At 37.9% G+C, this 14,830-nt stretch carries 20 protein-coding genes; 10 read left to right on the top strand and 10 right to left on the bottom strand.

The features are described 5' to 3' along the window. The first annotated feature begins 32 nt into the window (after window positions 1–32). Both TEL01S_RS08340 and rd read left to right on the top strand, forming a co-directional pair. Window positions 33–536 (top strand): rubrerythrin family protein, encoded by a 504-nt coding sequence (locus TEL01S_RS08340; protein WP_012003643.1) that lies wholly within the window; start codon window positions 33–35, stop codon window positions 534–536. Window positions 537–547: 11 nt separating this feature from the next. After that, window positions 548–712 carry a rubredoxin gene (gene rd, locus TEL01S_RS08335; RefSeq protein ID WP_012003642.1) on the top strand — a complete coding sequence of 55 codons (165 nt, stop codon included), beginning with the start codon at window positions 548–550 and terminating at the stop codon, window positions 710–712. 13 nt (window positions 713–725) lie between these two features. Here rd and TEL01S_RS08330 read toward each other — a convergent pair whose 3' ends face one another. After that, the gene (locus tag TEL01S_RS08330) at window positions 726–1,289 is read right to left on the bottom strand and encodes a biotin transporter BioY (protein WP_028843789.1); all 564 of its coding nucleotides are present in this window, start codon (window positions 1,287–1,289) and stop codon (window positions 726–728) included. A gap of 148 nt (window positions 1,290–1,437) precedes the next feature. Here TEL01S_RS08330 and TEL01S_RS08325 point away from each other — a divergent pair, with 148 nt between their 5' ends. The 3 genes from TEL01S_RS08325 to TEL01S_RS08315 are packed head-to-tail and all read left to right on the top strand — an operon-like array spanning window position 1,438 to window position 5,477. Further along, window positions 1,438–1,881 carry a MarR family winged helix-turn-helix transcriptional regulator gene (locus TEL01S_RS08325; RefSeq protein ID WP_028843790.1) on the top strand — a complete coding sequence of 148 codons (444 nt, stop codon included), beginning with the start codon at window positions 1,438–1,440 and terminating at the stop codon, window positions 1,879–1,881. Further along, window positions 1,874–3,619 (top strand): ABC transporter ATP-binding protein, encoded by a 1,746-nt coding sequence (locus TEL01S_RS08320; RefSeq protein ID WP_028843791.1) that lies wholly within the window; start codon window positions 1,874–1,876, stop codon window positions 3,617–3,619. Before TEL01S_RS08325 ends, TEL01S_RS08320 begins: the two co-directional genes overlap by 8 nt. Beyond that, on the top strand, window positions 3,609–5,477 hold the full coding sequence (locus TEL01S_RS08315) for an ABC transporter ATP-binding protein (protein ID WP_028843792.1): 1,869 nt from the start codon (window positions 3,609–3,611) through the stop codon (window positions 5,475–5,477). Before TEL01S_RS08320 ends, TEL01S_RS08315 begins: the two co-directional genes overlap by 11 nt. Window positions 5,478–5,506: 29 nt before the next feature. Here TEL01S_RS08315 and nadE read toward each other — a convergent pair whose 3' ends face one another. From nadE to rplI, 9 genes are all read right to left on the bottom strand, one after another. Next, window positions 5,507–6,352: an NAD(+) synthase gene (gene nadE / locus TEL01S_RS08310; protein ID WP_012003637.1), complete on the bottom strand. Its 846-nt coding sequence runs from the start codon at window positions 6,350–6,352 to the stop codon at window positions 5,507–5,509. Window positions 6,353–6,372: 20 nt separating this feature from the next. After that, complete coding sequence (locus TEL01S_RS08305; RefSeq protein ID WP_028843794.1) at window positions 6,373–7,221, bottom strand: DUF4382 domain-containing protein; 849 nt, start codon at window positions 7,219–7,221, stop codon at window positions 6,373–6,375. A gap of 71 nt (window positions 7,222–7,292) precedes the next feature. Then, window positions 7,293–8,234, bottom strand: a complete 942-nt coding sequence (trxB, locus tag TEL01S_RS08300; RefSeq protein WP_038051530.1) for a thioredoxin-disulfide reductase — start codon at window positions 8,232–8,234, stop codon at window positions 7,293–7,295. A gap of 1 nt (window position 8,235) precedes the next feature. Then, complete coding sequence (gene pdo / locus TEL01S_RS08295; RefSeq protein ID WP_028843796.1) at window positions 8,236–8,898, bottom strand: protein disulfide oxidoreductase; 663 nt, start codon at window positions 8,896–8,898, stop codon at window positions 8,236–8,238. 53 nt (window positions 8,899–8,951) lie between these two features. Then, window positions 8,952–9,464, bottom strand: a complete 513-nt coding sequence (locus TEL01S_RS08290) for a hypothetical protein (RefSeq protein WP_028843797.1) — start codon at window positions 9,462–9,464, stop codon at window positions 8,952–8,954. Window positions 9,465–9,466: 2 nt separating this feature from the next. Next, window positions 9,467–10,384, bottom strand: coding sequence for an SPFH domain-containing protein (locus TEL01S_RS08285; protein WP_012003632.1), 918 nt, complete (start codon window positions 10,382–10,384; stop codon window positions 9,467–9,469). Window positions 10,385–10,386: 2 nt separating this feature from the next. Further along, on the bottom strand, window positions 10,387–10,821 hold the full coding sequence (locus TEL01S_RS08280) for an NfeD family protein (protein ID WP_012003631.1): 435 nt from the start codon (window positions 10,819–10,821) through the stop codon (window positions 10,387–10,389). Window positions 10,822–10,834: 13 nt separating this feature from the next. Further along, the gene (locus tag TEL01S_RS08275; RefSeq protein WP_144313087.1) at window positions 10,835–11,671 is read right to left on the bottom strand and encodes an MBL fold metallo-hydrolase; all 837 of its coding nucleotides are present in this window, start codon (window positions 11,669–11,671) and stop codon (window positions 10,835–10,837) included. Window positions 11,672–11,679: 8 nt separating this feature from the next. Then, window positions 11,680–12,135: a 50S ribosomal protein L9 gene (gene rplI / locus TEL01S_RS08270; RefSeq protein WP_028843799.1), complete on the bottom strand. Its 456-nt coding sequence runs from the start codon at window positions 12,133–12,135 to the stop codon at window positions 11,680–11,682. Window positions 12,136–12,209: 74 nt separating this feature from the next. Here rplI and TEL01S_RS08265 point away from each other — a divergent pair, with 74 nt between their 5' ends. The 5 genes from TEL01S_RS08265 to TEL01S_RS08245 are packed head-to-tail and all read left to right on the top strand — an operon-like array spanning window position 12,210 to window position 14,824. After that, window positions 12,210–12,437 carry a DUF4911 domain-containing protein gene (locus tag TEL01S_RS08265; protein WP_028843800.1) on the top strand — a complete coding sequence of 76 codons (228 nt, stop codon included), beginning with the start codon at window positions 12,210–12,212 and terminating at the stop codon, window positions 12,435–12,437. Continuing rightward, window positions 12,424–12,909, top strand: coding sequence for a YqeG family HAD IIIA-type phosphatase (locus TEL01S_RS08260; protein ID WP_038051533.1), 486 nt, complete (start codon window positions 12,424–12,426; stop codon window positions 12,907–12,909). Before TEL01S_RS08265 ends, TEL01S_RS08260 begins: the two co-directional genes overlap by 14 nt. Before the next feature lie 49 nt (window positions 12,910–12,958). Next, window positions 12,959–14,062, top strand: a complete 1,104-nt coding sequence (gene yqeH, locus TEL01S_RS08255; protein WP_028843802.1) for a ribosome biogenesis GTPase YqeH — start codon at window positions 12,959–12,961, stop codon at window positions 14,060–14,062. Continuing rightward, window positions 14,055–14,639, top strand: a complete 585-nt coding sequence (pduL, locus tag TEL01S_RS08250; protein ID WP_028843803.1) for a phosphate propanoyltransferase — start codon at window positions 14,055–14,057, stop codon at window positions 14,637–14,639. The genes yqeH and pduL overlap by 8 nt, the downstream gene beginning before the upstream one ends. Next, window positions 14,624–14,824, top strand: coding sequence for a ubiquitin family protein (locus tag TEL01S_RS08245; RefSeq protein ID WP_012003624.1), 201 nt, complete (start codon window positions 14,624–14,626; stop codon window positions 14,822–14,824). Before pduL ends, TEL01S_RS08245 begins: the two co-directional genes overlap by 16 nt. Window positions 14,825–14,830 lie beyond the last annotated feature (6 nt).

The raw sequence follows: 14,830 nt of genomic DNA, 5'->3' as shown, positions 1-14,830 counted from the left end.
AAATCAGATTCATTTAATAAGGAGGTTGAAATATGAGAGAGATGACAGAAAAATTTCTTAAAGATGCCTTCGCAGGAGAGAGTATGGCTCATATGAAATATGCAATTTTTGCTGAGGAAGCTGAGAAAAAAGGGTTTAAAAATCTGGCGAAGTTGTTTCGTGCCATTTCTTATGCTGAATATGTTCATGCAAGAAATCATTACCAAGCTCTTAAGATGATACAATCCATTTCAGAAAATATACAACAATGTATAGACGGAGAGAATTTTGAGGTAGAAGAAATGTATCCTGTTTACAATGAAGTTGCAAAATTTCAGAAAGAGAACGAAGCTGTTCGAAGTACTCACTATGCGTTAGAGGCAGAGAAGATCCATGCTGTTATGTATAAAAAAGCCAAGGAACTTGCCGAACAAGGTAAGGATTACCCAGCTGATAAGATAAGCATCTGCAGTGTTTGTGGTTACACCGTTGAGGGAGATGCACCAGAAAAATGTCCGGTATGTGGTGCAGGTGCTTCTCAATTCGTTAATTTTTAGGGGGCGAGAAGATGGTCAAGTACAGATGTATAATTTGCGGGTATGTGTACGATCCTGCTGAGGGAGATCCAGATAGCGATATCCCTGCAGGAACATCTTTTGAAGATCTTCCAGACGATTGGGTTTGCCCAGTATGCGGAGCGTCGAAGGAAGATTTTGAACCAGTAGAAGAGTGAACCCCTCAGGGGTTCACTTTAATTTTTTATATATAGAATAAATGCCTGCTGCGAGAAGAATTTTGGTCAGATCGCCCGGTATGAACGGAATTGCTCCCATTGAGAGAAGCTTTATGAGCGTAAGGTGAGATCCTTTTATTGCAAACCACCAGTAAAGCTGCAGCAAACCGATTGCGTAGATTATACCAAAATTTGCAAAAGCAAGCCATAACAACGTTGAAGTTGAAGATCTATTTTTTTGTTCGAAAATACTTCCGAGGACAAAAGAAGCAATAACGAAACCGATAAGATATCCCCCTGTTGGACCGATAACGATGCTCAGTCCTACTTTAAGACCAGCAAACCAGGGCATACCAGCAATACCTACCAGAACGTATATTATCTGGCTCACGCCTGACAATCTTCCAATGAGTAAAGGTGAAAGCAAAACCACTAACGTTTGTCCTGTAACTGGTACGGGACTGAAGGGAAGAGGGATTTTGATCTGTGCGGCAGCTCCTGTCATAACTGCAAAAATTGTTGAAAGCAAGATTTTCGAAAAAATACTCTGCTGTGCCTGAAGTTTTTGAACCTCCATTTATTCACCTCCAGAATTATTCTATAAAGCTTTCTTTTTCGATTTCGAAAAGAAAGCATTTCTTTTTGTTTCATTATTGCCAGTGCGGTATTTTTTGATGATATTATATTGACATCTAACTATTAGACATAAAAGGAGGTGATCCTTTATGAACGAAGATATGGTTTTTAAGCGTTTTTTTATCATAAGTCGACTTCACTTTCACATTGTTCATGACGAACTTGAAAAACATGATATTCATCCCGGGCAACCTCCACTATTGATGCTTGTTGCCAAAAATGAGGGTATTACTCAAAATTTAATTGCACGAAAGCTCAATGTCCGTCCGGCCACTGTTGCAATAATGCTTCGAAGAATGGAAAAATCCGGCTTAATTCAAAGAGAGCAGGACGAAAGTGACAGAAGATTTCAGCGGGTTTATCTGACGGATAAGGGAAGTCATATGGCAGAGATTCTCAAAAGCAAAATGGAAAAGGTGGAAAAGATAGCTATGGATGGTTTTTCCTCGAGTGAAAAAGATCAGTTTTTGAAATTTTTGGACCGCATAATAGAGAATTTAAAAAAACACACTAAGGAGTGGTGCCATGATTAAGATTTTGAAATATTTGAAGCCATACACACATTTGGCACTTATTACTGTTGCACTGGTTGTAGTTGATTCTTATGTGACACTTTATTTGCCTGATTTGATGTCTCAAATAGTGGATAAAGGTATTACAAGAGGCAATGTTGACTATATATGGCAAACAGGTGCCAAGATGCTTCTTGTTTCTTTAATTCAGGTCTTGGCAATAATTTTTATGAGTTTAACCTCTTCAAAAGCAGCTATGGGCCTTGGCAAAGATTTGAGAAATCACATTTTCAAAAAAGTCCAGAGTTTTTCTCTTGGAGAAATTGATCAGTTCAGCACAGCTTCTTTGATTACCAGAACTACAAATGATATTACTCAGATACAGCAGGCTACTGTGATGATACTCAGAATGGTCATAAGAGCTCCTGTAATTGCTGCTGGCAGTATAGTGATGGCTGTGTCAAAAGATGCGAAACTTACTATGATACTTCTGGTTTCTGTTCCGATCGCTGCTGTTGCAATGTATTTTATTTTTAGCAAAACTATGCCACTGTTCAAGAGTATGCAGAAAAAGATAGACAGATTGAATCTCGTTTTGAGAGAAAGAGTTACTGGTGTGAGAGTCATAAGGGCTTTTAATAAAGAAGATCACGAAAAAGAAAGATTTGAGAAAGCGAATGTGGATCTTACTCAGACAGCACTGAAGGTTAACAGAATAGGCGCTGTCATATTTCCAATAATGATGATAGTGATGAATTTCACCATAATCGCTCTTGTATGGTTTGGCTCAAAGCAAATTGACATGGGACAGTTGCAGGTTGGTTCAATGATGGCGGTTATGCAGTATGTGATACAAATTCTTTTCTCTTTTATAATGATATCTATGATATTTATATTTCTACCACGTGCCTCTGTTTCTGCACAGAGAGTTATCGAGGTTTTGAAGACAACCCCCACAGTTTTGCAACCATCAGATCCTACCGAGCCGGCTGGAAAAGGTGTAATAAGATTCGAAGATGTAAGTTTTTACTATCCCGGTGCAAAAGAAGCTGCTCTGGAAAATATTTCGTTTGAAGCTCAACCGGGAAAAATGACGGCAATTATTGGAAGTACCGGTTCTGGTAAAACAACCATTCTCAATTTGATTATGAGATTTTACGATGTTACCAGAGGTGCTGTGAAAATAGACGGTGTTGATGTACGCCATATTCCACTGGAAAGATTGCGTGGAATGATAGGTTATGCGCCTCAGAAAGCCGTTATTTTTTCAGGAACGATAGCAGACAACATACGCTTTGGGAGAGATGAATTGAGTAATGAGGATGTATTGCGTGCGGCAGAGATAGCTCAAGTAGATGAATTCACCCAGAAAATGCCAGAAGGTTTGAATTCTCCTGTAGCTCAAGGAGGCACAAATTTATCAGGTGGACAGAAACAAAGAATTTCTATAGCACGTGCCATAGCTGGAAAACCAAAGATATACCTTTTTGATGATACTTTTTCTGCGCTTGATTTCAAAACAGATGCCCGTGTCAGGGCAAAATTGCTAAAAGAAGTTAAAGATGCAACGGTCATAATAGTTGCTCAAAGGGTAGCCACTGTGATGAATGCAGACCAGATAATAGTCATCAAAGATGGAAAGGTTCAGGGAATAGGAAATCACAAGCAATTGATGAACACATGCCCTGTTTATAAAGATATAGTTTTATCGCAGCTTTCAGAAGAAGAAGCAGTCGGAGGTGATTCTAATGGCAAATGAAAAGCGTTCACAACCACTTCCTTCGAGAGGCCCGAGACCTGGTGCAGGACCATTGATGATTTCGTCTGACAGGGCAAAAAATTTCAAAGCGACTTTGAAAAGGTTGATAACGTATCTTGGACCATATATTATTCCTGTAATTATAGTGCTCGGCATAACAATTGTTGCTACTGTACTGACAATTTTTGCCCCGAAAATACTTGGAAAAGCGACTACCGAAATTTTTCGTGGGGTTATGGCAAAAATGCTTAAATTACCAAATGCAGGCATAAATTTTTCTTATGTTGCAAGGATTCTCATTCAAGTTAGTCTTTTATATGGTCTGAGTGCTCTTTTGAACTATATTCAACAGTTTATAATGGCTGGTGTTTCTCAAAAAGTGGTTATGAAGATGAGAAAAGATATATCTGAGAAGCTTACAAGACTTCCTTTGAAATTTTATGATTCAAAAACACACGGAGAAATATTAAGTCGCGTCATAAATGATGTAGATCTCATAAGCAACACACTTCAGCAGAGTCTGATTCAGTTTGTTTCCGGGATTATTTCCATAGTTGGTGTAGTTATTATGATGTTAACAATAAGTCCTCTGCTTACAGGAGTGACTTTACTAACTTTACCGTTAAGCATCATTGCCACTGTTTTTATTGCTAAATATTCTCAGAAACATTTTTCAAAACAGCAGAAAACCTTAGGAGAGCTCAGCGGTCATACAGAAGAAGTTTATTCAGGGCACACAGTCATAAAGGCTTTTCGCAGGGAGCAAGAAGCGGTAGAAAAATTTGAAAAAATAAACGAACAACTTTATGAAGCAAGCTGGAAAGCACAGTTTTTGTCCGGAATGATAATGCCTCTCATGAGGTTTATCGGAAATCTTGGATATGTTATCGTGTCTGTCGTAGGCGGTATTCTTGTTACAAGAAGGGCAATTACGATTGGTGATGTTCAGGCTTTTATTCAGTACTCGCAGCAATTTACACAGCCTATAGTTCAAATTTCGAATATTGCTAATCTTATCCAGTCAACAATAGCAGCTGCTGAAAGAGTTTTTGAGATTCTTGATGAAGAGGAAGAACTTCCAGACAGCCAGACCGCTATAGAAGTAAACGAAGTTCATGGTGATGTCAGTTTTGAAAGGGTGTATTTCAGCTATGTTCCTGAAAAACCTCTTATAGAAGATTTGAATATAGAAGTAAAAAGCGGGCAGAGAATAGCAATAGTTGGACCGACAGGGGCTGGAAAAACTACTCTTGTGAATTTGTTGATGAGATTTTATGAAATTCAAAGCGGAAGTATAAAACTTGACGGAATAGATATCAGAGAAATTTATAAAAAAAGTCTGAGAAAATGCTTTGGTATGGTCCTTCAGGACACATGGCTTTTCAGCGGAACTATAAAGGAGAACATAGCCTATAGTAAAGATGGTGCTTCGGAAGAAGAAATAATAAGGGCTGCTAAAATGGCTCAAGCACACCATTTCATAATGGCTCTTCCAGATGGTTATAACACAGTTATAAATGAAGAAGCAACGAATATTTCTTATGGTGAGAAACAGCTGATAACCATTGCAAGAGCTTTTCTATCTGATCCCGACGTACTTATACTTGATGAAGCAACCAGTAATGTTGATACTCTCACAGAGATATATATTCAAAAGGCTATGGATGAACTGATGAAAAATAGAACGAGTTTTATCATTGCTCATAGACTTTCCACTATAAGGAATGCCAGCTTAATACTGGTCATGAACGAAGGAAAAATAATAGAAAAAGGTACGCACAGAGAACTTCTCGAGAAAAATGGTTTCTATGCAGATCTTTACAAAAGCCAGTTTCTTGGTGCACTGGTTGAAGCATAAGGTGGGTGTGAGTTTCACCCACCTCTTTTTTAAAAAATTCTGAAAGATTTGATTTCTCTATATTTTGCTGCCTGAAGTATTCTTATGACCCTGTTAACTTTTTCAATCGGCTCGCCGCTCAAATCTTTCTTTTGTTCGATCTTTTGCAAGATTCTGTCAAGTTCCTGGTAACTCATTCCAAATGCATATTCATCCGTTATGCCGGGTATGAGATCTGGTGAAGGTGGTTTCTTCAGAATTTTTTCGGGTATTTTTAAATGTCTTGCAAGCTCAAAAATCTGGGTTTTGTAAAGATGTGCTATTGGCTCAATATCAACTGAATCATCTCCCCATTTTACATAAAGACCTGTTAAGAACTCTGTTTTGTTTGTTGTCCCAACCACAGCATAATTTCTCTTTTCTGCTTCAAAATATAAGATGCACATCCGAATTCTGTGTTTTGATCTGTAGTATGCCAGCCCTTTTAAAAATTCTTTGTTCCCTTTATTTAAAAGATCATCTATAAATGGGTCATTTGAAAGTTTCTGCCATTTTCCAAGTACATATCTTTCCTGAACGGATTTTGGAAATAAAAACGCTGGTGGGAAGAGTTTGTATATTCCAAGTTTTCTGAGCATTGGAGTGGCAGGTTTTATTTCGTAATGTATTTTCAAATTTTCACAAACAGTTTTTGCATCTTTTACTGATTCTTTAGAAGAATCTCTCTCCGGTAGAATCAATCCAAAAACTTTCTCTGCACCGAGTGCCCTCACACACAAGGCAGCTACAACTGCTGAGTCTAACCCACCACTGATGCCTACCACAGCACCTTTATAACTGTATTCTTTTACGAAATTTGATATGAATTCACAGATTTCATCAATACAGTTTTTCACATAGTAATTATATACCTATATCACTCGATCAAAATCTCTATATTGTTAATATCATGGTTTTCAACCTGCACATCTGCTGTAGCATCTGGTGTGGCAGAAATGATTTCATCGGCATCGTCCCAGGTGCTGTAAGTTTCTTCTTTGAATATTTGTAATTCGTATTTGCCGGGCTTTATTTTCAATATCCTGAATTCTCCATCTTCCCAGTTATTGGATTTTTTATGAGTAAAGGTTGATGCAACCACGGTGGCTTCTTCTGTATCGAATAGAGCAACGAGCGCATGGACAATTCCTTCATTGTTTGAATTTACTACTCTTCCATTGATATCGTACAGTTTTCCGTATCTCACATGAACAACTGGTGTCACGCGAAATTTACTTGGATCAGGATTACTACTGTTCCATGAACCATTGTACTTTATGGATCTTGACAGATCAAAGTCCAGAACGATCACAGTTTTTTCATTTACATCGATCGGTTCTGTGAATGGATATTTCAAAGAATCTGAGTTTATTTCGAGAGTGTATTCCTGACCATTAACGGTTATAGTAGCATAGCTTATTTCAAATCTGATCTGGGTAAAAGTGCCATAAGCCTGAATTACCGGAAAACCGATCTCTGTTCCTATTAGATCGAGTAAATTCACTGCTGTGGCCTCGTCTGTTACAACGATTGAAGCGTCTTCTGTGTCGCTCATTAATAAAATTCTGTCAATCGTTACATCAAGTTTCTGGATATCACTCACCGGTAAAACGGCATCAGTCAAATAGATTTCAATTTCTCCTGTATTTGAAAGATTCATGCAACCACTTATGAGTAGTACGAAGAGTAGTACGAAAAACATCACGCACAAGGCATATTTTCTCATAACCCCACCTCCTGAAAAAATCATACAAAGTGGGGATTAGAAAAAAATTAAAAGAGGGTATCTCTACCCTCTTAAAAGTAATTTTCTGCAGCATGAATTGCGGCGATTGCTCCGTCTGAGACAGCTGTAATAATCTGTCTGACGTTCTTTTTCCTCACATCACCTATTGCATAAAGTCTTGGTATGTTTGTTTGCATCCATTCATCGGTGAATATATATCCCTGCTCATCAACTTTCACAATATCTTTCACAAGCTCTGAATTTGGTTTCAAGCCGATCGCTATAAAAACTCCATCTACTTTTAATTCACTAATCTGACCAGTTTTGACATTTCTCAGAACGATTCTTTCTAATTTTTTATCTCCATGAAATCTTTCAACCACGTTGTCAAATGCGAATTTTATTTTTTCGTTGCTAAAAGCCTTGTCCTGAAGTATTTTGACTGCTCTGAGTTTGTCCCTCCTATGTATCACAGTAACAGATTTTGCTATTTTTGATAAATAAAGCGCATCGTTCAAAGCTGTGTCGCCTCCACCTACAACGGCGACATCTTTATCTTTGAAAAAATATCCATCGCAGGTTGCACAGTAAGATATACCTTTTGCCAGAAACTCTCTCTCTCCCGGAACTTCAAGTTTTTTTGGATCTGCCCCTGTTGCAATCATTACAACTCTGGATTTTACAATTCTTTCTTCCGTTTTAATTACCATTTCGCTGTTTTCCACATTCAATTCAATAACATGGTTGTTCAGAAATTCAGTCTGGAGAGATTCTGCATGTTCTTTCATTTTTCTTGCCAATTCCTGGCCTTCAATATTTGGGAAACCTAAATAGTTATCTATATATGTTGTGAGGTTCAATTGCCCGCCTTCAAGAACTTTTTCCACAACAAGCACACTCAAACCTGCCCTTTTTGCATAAACTGCTGCACTCAGAGCAGCTGGACCACCGCCTATTGTGATAATATCATAGTAATCTTTTATTGATTTTGTGGAACCAACTTCAAAGAACATTCTAATTTTCCCCCGCAGCCTTTAGCAATTCCTGTAAAAACATGTTTTCTGGATATGCTCCAACGAAATCACGCTGATCATTTATGAAAGTATGAGGTACCGAAGAAACACCATAGTTCATACTCAATTCTGGAAACTCGTTCGCCTCTATCATTTCCGCTGTAATATTTGGATTAATGAAAGCAGCGTTATGGGCCATAAGAACGGCTTTGGGGCAATAGGGGCACGTTGGTGTAACAAAAACCCTTATTTTGACTGGCGATTTTATAGAACGAATCTTCTCAATCTGATCTTCATTGAAAAATGCTGGTTTACCAGATGAAACGGTTATTATATCCTGTATCAAACTTGAAAATTCATGACCGGACGGTATGCCGTAAAATCTGATTCTCGTGTCTTCACCGTTTTTGTTCAGAAATACAACTGCTGGTGCCATTTCAATTTTGTATATTTCGGCAACTTCCCTGTCTTTTTTAACATGGTAAACATAAAACTCTATCTTGCTGTCAACTGCAGAAAGTTCTTCCAGGACTTGTTTTGTTAAATCGCAATATTCACATTCACTGGCATCGTCAACAAAGATCAAAATTTTTACAGGGTCCACTAATTGTTCTGAAAATACTTTTTTTAAGTACTTTACGTCCTTTTCATTTATTAATGGCATGCTTGCACCTCCTAATGTTTTCTCTATAAATATTCTACCTTATTAGTCGGAATTTATTCCTTTCGATCGAGTGAAGCTGATGTAAAACCTAAGATAATGAGAAGAGTACCTATCAGGAGTTTGCTTAATTCATGTCCTGATGATACTCTGTTCACAACAAAAACAGTGCTGAACAACCCCCAGCAAGTTAAAAGGGAGGCCATATTTCTCTTTATAGATCTTTTAAGCAAATATAAGACGACATATTCTTTTTTCGTGTAACCGAGGGAAAGAAATAGCACCCTGAATCTCTTATCTTCGTTTTCAAGATAAACAGACAATCTTCCCACGTGAAACAGGAAGGCGATCAAAACACATACAAAAAAATCCCTCAAAGAATATTGGCCAAAGGCAGATGTATAGGTTAGAAGTAATCCGAGCGTAACAATCGTATTTACGGAAGAAAAGGGGGCGAGCGTCATATTCACCGCCCCGGAAAAATTTGCCCAGACTACAGGTAGTGCTGTTACTATGCCTATTGAAGAATAAGATAACCCGAGAAACAGATCTTTAATAAAATCGGCCACGTTTATTTTTTCTCCTCCCCTTCAGGTTCTTTTTTCAGAACTTCAGCTATACCAGCTATACTTGAGAGAATTGCGGAGGCTTCCATAGGCAGGAATACCTTGGTTGCTTTGCCGTTCGCTATATCTTTCAGCGCATCAAGATATTTTATTGCTATAAGATCATTTGTTGGTCCTCCTTCATGAATCGCTTTGAAAACGTTGAGTATTGCTTCGGCCTGACCCTGAGCTTCTGCTATCAATTTAAATTTATTTGCTTCAGCCACTTTCTTTATTGCTTCAGCCTGGCCTTCTGCTTTTAATATAGCAGCATTTCTTTCACCTTCAGCTTTGAGTATCTCTGCCTGTTTTATACCTTCTGCTTCGAGGATAGCCGCTCGCTTAGTTCTCTCAGCTTTCATTTGTTTGCTCATCGCATCGGTTATATCTTTTGGTGGATCTATTTTCTTGATTTCGACTCTCGTTATTCTCACACCCCATTTGTCAGTAGCGTCATCGAGGACGGTCCTGAGCTTTGTGTTTATTTTCTCTCTTGATGTGAGCGTCTGATCAAGTTCCAATTCGCCTATAACGTTTCTCAAATTTGTCTGAGCGAGCTTTAACGTGGCAAACTGAAAATTGCTTACGTTGTAAACTACTTTGTAAGCATCTGTGACTTCATAATAAATCACAGCGTCAACTGTCACTACAACATTGTCTTTTGTTATAACCTCCTGGGGAGGAACATCGATAACCATTTCTCTCAAATCGACGCGCGTCATTCTGTCAAAGAACGGGATGATAAAGTGTAATCCCGGCCCAGCTTCTCTGTTAAATTTACCCAATCTCTCTACCAGACCTCTTTGATACGGTCGAACAATCTTAATACCAGTTGCAGCAATTATAAGTATTAAAAAGGCTATTATTCCAAGGGCTATTATCACAGTTACTCACCTCCTGTCTTTTCAACGATAACATGCGAACCTTCTACTTTGATTATTTTTACTTTTTCTCCCTCATTTATTACTTGCTCGTCTTTTGAATATGCTCGCCAGAGGTCCCCATTAATCTTAACCAGACCTTTTCCCTGCTTATTGTCTATGGTTTCAATTACTGTAGCTATCTGACCTATTATCTCATCTATGTGTATCTTACGAGGTTCTTGTTTTGTTAATTTCTTTGTCAGAGGTCTTGTGAGAATAACAAGCAATCCAGATACCAGGATGAATACCATAATCTGAGCCAGTGTACCAAAACTCACACTAACGGCGGATGCAACGAAAGCGCCTATCCCAAACCAGAAAAGAAAAAAAGATGGAGTGAATATTTCACCAACCACAAAAATTACTCCCAGAATTAGCCAGAAGAGATAAGGTTCCACTGTTTCACCTCCCTTATATGGTGAAAACAACTTCTGGATCAACGTAATGTATATCAAAATTATTTGCTTCTTTAATATTTTTGAGATATCTATCTATTTTGCCGCTGTATCTTGAAGATATGTGGTAAAGGATCAACTTCTTGACTTCCGCTGATTTCGCAATGTCGAGAACCTCTTCCAGGGAAGCATGAGCATTCATCTTCCTGTCACTGCTTCTAAGAAATGTACATTCGTGTAAAAGAATTTCACTATCTCTTGCATTTTCGGGGTCTATTCCGAACGTATCACCAGAGATTGTCAAGATTTTTTTCTCATAAAACTCTGTTATGTTGTTTGAACCAAGCTTTTTTGAAAGTTCCGATATCTCTTTTTCAGGTAAGTTGCGGTACTCTTCTTTTAATCTCCTGCGCGTTTCTATTATACTGTAACCCAGACTCATATCCTGCGAAGTGTGCTTGACTTTGAATGGCACAACATATCTTGCAAAGTTTCCTGCCTGACGAAGAAACACTTTTTCTCCTGCACTAACAGGTATGTGATTGAATTCAAACCGCAGGTCATTGTTGGCTTGTTTGATGAAATTTATCCAATCTTCGATAGCTGTATTTCCTTTAGGGTAGTAGACAGTCAATGGCTTTTCTCTATCTCCCATAGAGTTATTCCTTGTGTTCACTATGGTCCACAATCCAGATATGTGGTCAATATGGCCATGTGTTAAAAAAATATATCTTATGGCATATATTTTGTTGGACATTGTCAAAGAAACTCCCTCACCGGCATCAAACAGAATTCTTTCTGGTGCGTAGTAAACCCATGTAGAATAAAGAGCCTTGGAATATATCTGAAGTATCAGCTAACTCACCCTTTCTCCTCTCCGACGATTTCAACTTTTATAGTTCCTCTGACTCCGCCAGGAAGCCTCATCTCGATATCGTAAAGCCCCGTTTCTTTGAGTGGCTTATCAATGTTTATCCACTTTTTGTCAATTTCAACACCTGAGTTTTTTGAAAGGATCTCTGATAAATTTGTAGAAGTCAACGCACCAAATAATTTTCCGCCACCTCCAACTTTTGCCGGAACTTTGTGAATCTGTTTTTGAAGGGTTTTCAATATCTCCTCGCTTTTCTTTTTTGTCAGATCTTCTTTGTGTTCCTTTAGAATTTTTTCGTTCCTGATCCTTTTAATTTCTCCTTCGGTTGCCATTTTTGCCAATCCACGAGGTATTAAAAAATTTCTTGCATAGCCATCTTTAACCTCTTTCATATCACCAGTTTTTCCAATACCAGGTATATCTTTTAGAAGTACTACTTTCAAAACAATACCCCCTTTCATTTCTTTATGATTATATCTTATAATCAAAAAGATCAATTTGGTAAGGAGGTCAGCATATGGAATATGATGTTTACCTGAGAATAAAAAGCGAAGATGTTCATAAACTTGGTTATATTCTCGAAGTAGAAGACAATTTTGTGAATATGAGAAAATATGAAAATGGGCTTTTGAGAATACTTGTTCCTGCTGATATGCTTCAGGAACTTCTTGAGTTTCTCGAAACGGTAAGAAAGCATGTAGATTTCGAGGTAGTGGAGTGTAGAGAAAACGATGGGCGTATTTAAATTACTGAAACCCGATGAATTTCTGGAAAGTGTTGATAAGATAGATATAGGAAAGTTTATTCTCAATGGCAAAGATGTGTTTATTTTCGATTTTGACAACACGCTTGGTTTATGGAGGTCTTCAAAAATAGAAGAGAGGTTTCGATATGTTATAGATGAAATAAACAGTAAGAGAGGAAAGATTCTGATAGCTTCAAACGGAAGACCGAGGAAGATTTCTCTCGATGGTGCCCATATCATATGGAGAAGCAGAAAACCATTAACTTTTAAAATAAAGAAATTTCTTTTAGACAATCAGATACCAGTTAATCGTGTTGTAATGATAGGTGACCAGATTTTCACAGATATTCTGGCGGGAAATTTACTTGGTGTGTATACAGTAAAAGTAGAACCTTTAAGCAGACATGAGTTTTTTTTCACCAGAATACTGAGATTTTTCGAGCGGATTGTGCTGAAAATAATTCGCAAGTGAGTTAGAGATTCAAAAAGGAGGAAACAGTGCAGCGAGCACTGAATTTTGTATGAAATGTAGAGGATGTGGAGCTCAGATACAGCATGAAAATCAAAGAAAACCTGGCTATGTACCCTTAGAAGTTTTTCAGAAAAGAAGAGCAGAGGGGAAAGATATTCTTTGCCAGAGATGCTTCAGAATGAGGCATTATGGAAAGCTTGAATCAGTAAAGATTACAAATGATTTTGTCAAAAAGTTGTCAAAGCTTGTTCGAAAATTTGAAGTTGTTGTCTGGGTCTTGGATATAAGCGATTTTGAAGGAAGTTATGATCCATTGCTTGCAGAAATTTTGAAAGATCTGAATAAAATAATTGTTGTGAACAAGATAGATCTTCTTCCAAAAGCTGTCACGATTCGTGAGATCAAATCCTGGGTTGAAGAAAGGCTGAAAGGGCAAAGGTTCAGGGACGTATATCTGACGAGCGCAGCGAAAAATTATGGAACGAGATCTCTTCTAAGGGCACTCTCGCTTTATGAAAATGTGATTTTCATTGGTATGACTAATGTTGGAAAATCTTCTATTTTTCAGAAATTAACCGGTGTCGATGTTAATGTTACACCTTTTCCGGGTACCACACTTGATTTGATAAAAGCAACTGTGAAAAATACGGATATCTTTGACACACCAGGGATATTTTCAAATCGCAGGATAATAGATTTTCTGGAACCTGGATCTCAGAAAAAGATTTCTCAGAAATCCCTGAGTAGAATGACTTTTAAGCCTCAAAAAGGTCAAACAATATTTATTGGAGGTCTGTGCAGGTTAGATTTCTCTTTTGATACAGAGCTGCCACCAATTTTTCAAATATTTGCAAGTGAGTCTGTAAAATTTCATGTTACCGGTACTTCGAAAGCAGATAATCTGCACGTTAAGCAATATGGCAGATTGCTTGTGCCGCCTTTTAAACCAAAAGAGCTTTCAATGGATTCATTAAATTGGAAAGAAGAGGAATTTGAGTTAAATACAGGAGAAGAGCTTGCTATAGCTGGTCTTGGATGGTTAAGTGTAAGAAGAGGCCCATTTAAGGCAAAAGTTAAAACTATCAACGATGTAATTGTTAAAAAAAGAAAAGCACTTGTTAATCCTTACAGAGGAGGTATGAGAGGTGGATAAAAAACAACCTGGTATTGTTGTTGGCGTCAGCAACAGGCATGTTCATCTTTCTAAGGAAGATATAGAAATACTTTTTGGAAAAGGCTATGAATTGAAACCTGTGAAAGATCTGGGGCAACCTGGACAATATGCGGCAGATGAGAAGGTAATAATAGTAGGTCCCAAAGGCGCTATCGAACAAGTAAGAGTACTCGGACCAGCAAGAAACAACACACAGATAGAAATTTCAAGAACAGATGCTTTCAAGCTTGGGCTGAATCCTCCTGTGAGAGATTCAGGGGATATAGAAAACACGCCGGGTATAGTCATAGTAGGTCCCAAGGGAACGGTTATAAAAGACAAAGGAGTAATTTTAGCCAAGAGGCACATTCACATGCATCCAAAAGATGCTCAACACTATGGAGTTAAAGATAAAGATATTGTAAAAGTGGTCTGTGAAAAAGAGGGACGCAGACTCATATTCGATGATGTCCTGGTTAGAGTCAGTGAAAAATTCGCTCTTGAGTTCCACGTCGATACAGATGAAGCGAATGCCGCTTTGTTAAAAAACGGTGATCTGGTGTGGATAATAGAATAACAGTTAATTATCAGGGAAGAACATACAAATTTGAAGGGTCTATAAAGGTAATAGATATTCTAAAAAAATTGGGTTTAAACAGCGAAGAGCACGTTGTTCTTGTAAACGGCGAAATATATACAGAAGATAGAATGGTAAAAATAGATTCAAATGTGGAAATACACCGAGTTACATCAGCAGGTTAATCAGGG

This window comes from Pseudothermotoga elfii DSM 9442 = NBRC 107921 (genome assembly GCF_000504085.1).
GTDB classification, from domain to species: domain Bacteria; phylum Thermotogota; class Thermotogae; order Thermotogales; family DSM-5069; genus Pseudothermotoga_B; species Pseudothermotoga_B elfii.
Note: the sequence above shows the minus strand (reverse complement) of the source record. Positions and strands in the feature narration are given on the sequence as shown.

Bases quoted from the DNA above. Each gene is read 5' to 3' on its own strand.
- TEL01S_RS08340 (WP_012003643.1), top strand. From the start codon at position 33: ATGAGAGAGATGACAGAAAAATTTCTTAAAGATGCCTTCGCAGGAGAG.
- rd (WP_012003642.1), top strand. From the start codon at position 548: ATGGTCAAGTACAGATGTATAATTTGCGGGTATGTGTACGATCCTGCT.
- TEL01S_RS08330 (WP_028843789.1), bottom strand. From the start codon at position 1,289: ATGGAGGTTCAAAAACTTCAGGCACAGCAGAGTATTTTTTCGAAAATC.
- TEL01S_RS08325 (WP_028843790.1), top strand. From the start codon at position 1,438: ATGAACGAAGATATGGTTTTTAAGCGTTTTTTTATCATAAGTCGACTT.
- TEL01S_RS08320 (WP_028843791.1), top strand. From the start codon at position 1,874: ATGATTAAGATTTTGAAATATTTGAAGCCATACACACATTTGGCACTT.
- TEL01S_RS08315 (WP_028843792.1), top strand. From the start codon at position 3,609: ATGGCAAATGAAAAGCGTTCACAACCACTTCCTTCGAGAGGCCCGAGA.
- TEL01S_RS08305 (WP_028843794.1), bottom strand. From the start codon at position 7,221: ATGAGAAAATATGCCTTGTGCGTGATGTTTTTCGTACTACTCTTCGTA.
- trxB (WP_038051530.1), bottom strand. From the start codon at position 8,234: ATGTTCTTTGAAGTTGGTTCCACAAAATCAATAAAAGATTACTATGAT.
- pdo (WP_028843796.1), bottom strand. From the start codon at position 8,898: ATGCCATTAATAAATGAAAAGGACGTAAAGTACTTAAAAAAAGTATTT.
- TEL01S_RS08265 (WP_028843800.1), top strand. From the start codon at position 12,210: ATGGAATATGATGTTTACCTGAGAATAAAAAGCGAAGATGTTCATAAA.
- TEL01S_RS08260 (WP_038051533.1), top strand. From the start codon at position 12,424: ATGGGCGTATTTAAATTACTGAAACCCGATGAATTTCTGGAAAGTGTT.
- yqeH (WP_028843802.1), top strand. From the start codon at position 12,959: ATGAAATGTAGAGGATGTGGAGCTCAGATACAGCATGAAAATCAAAGA.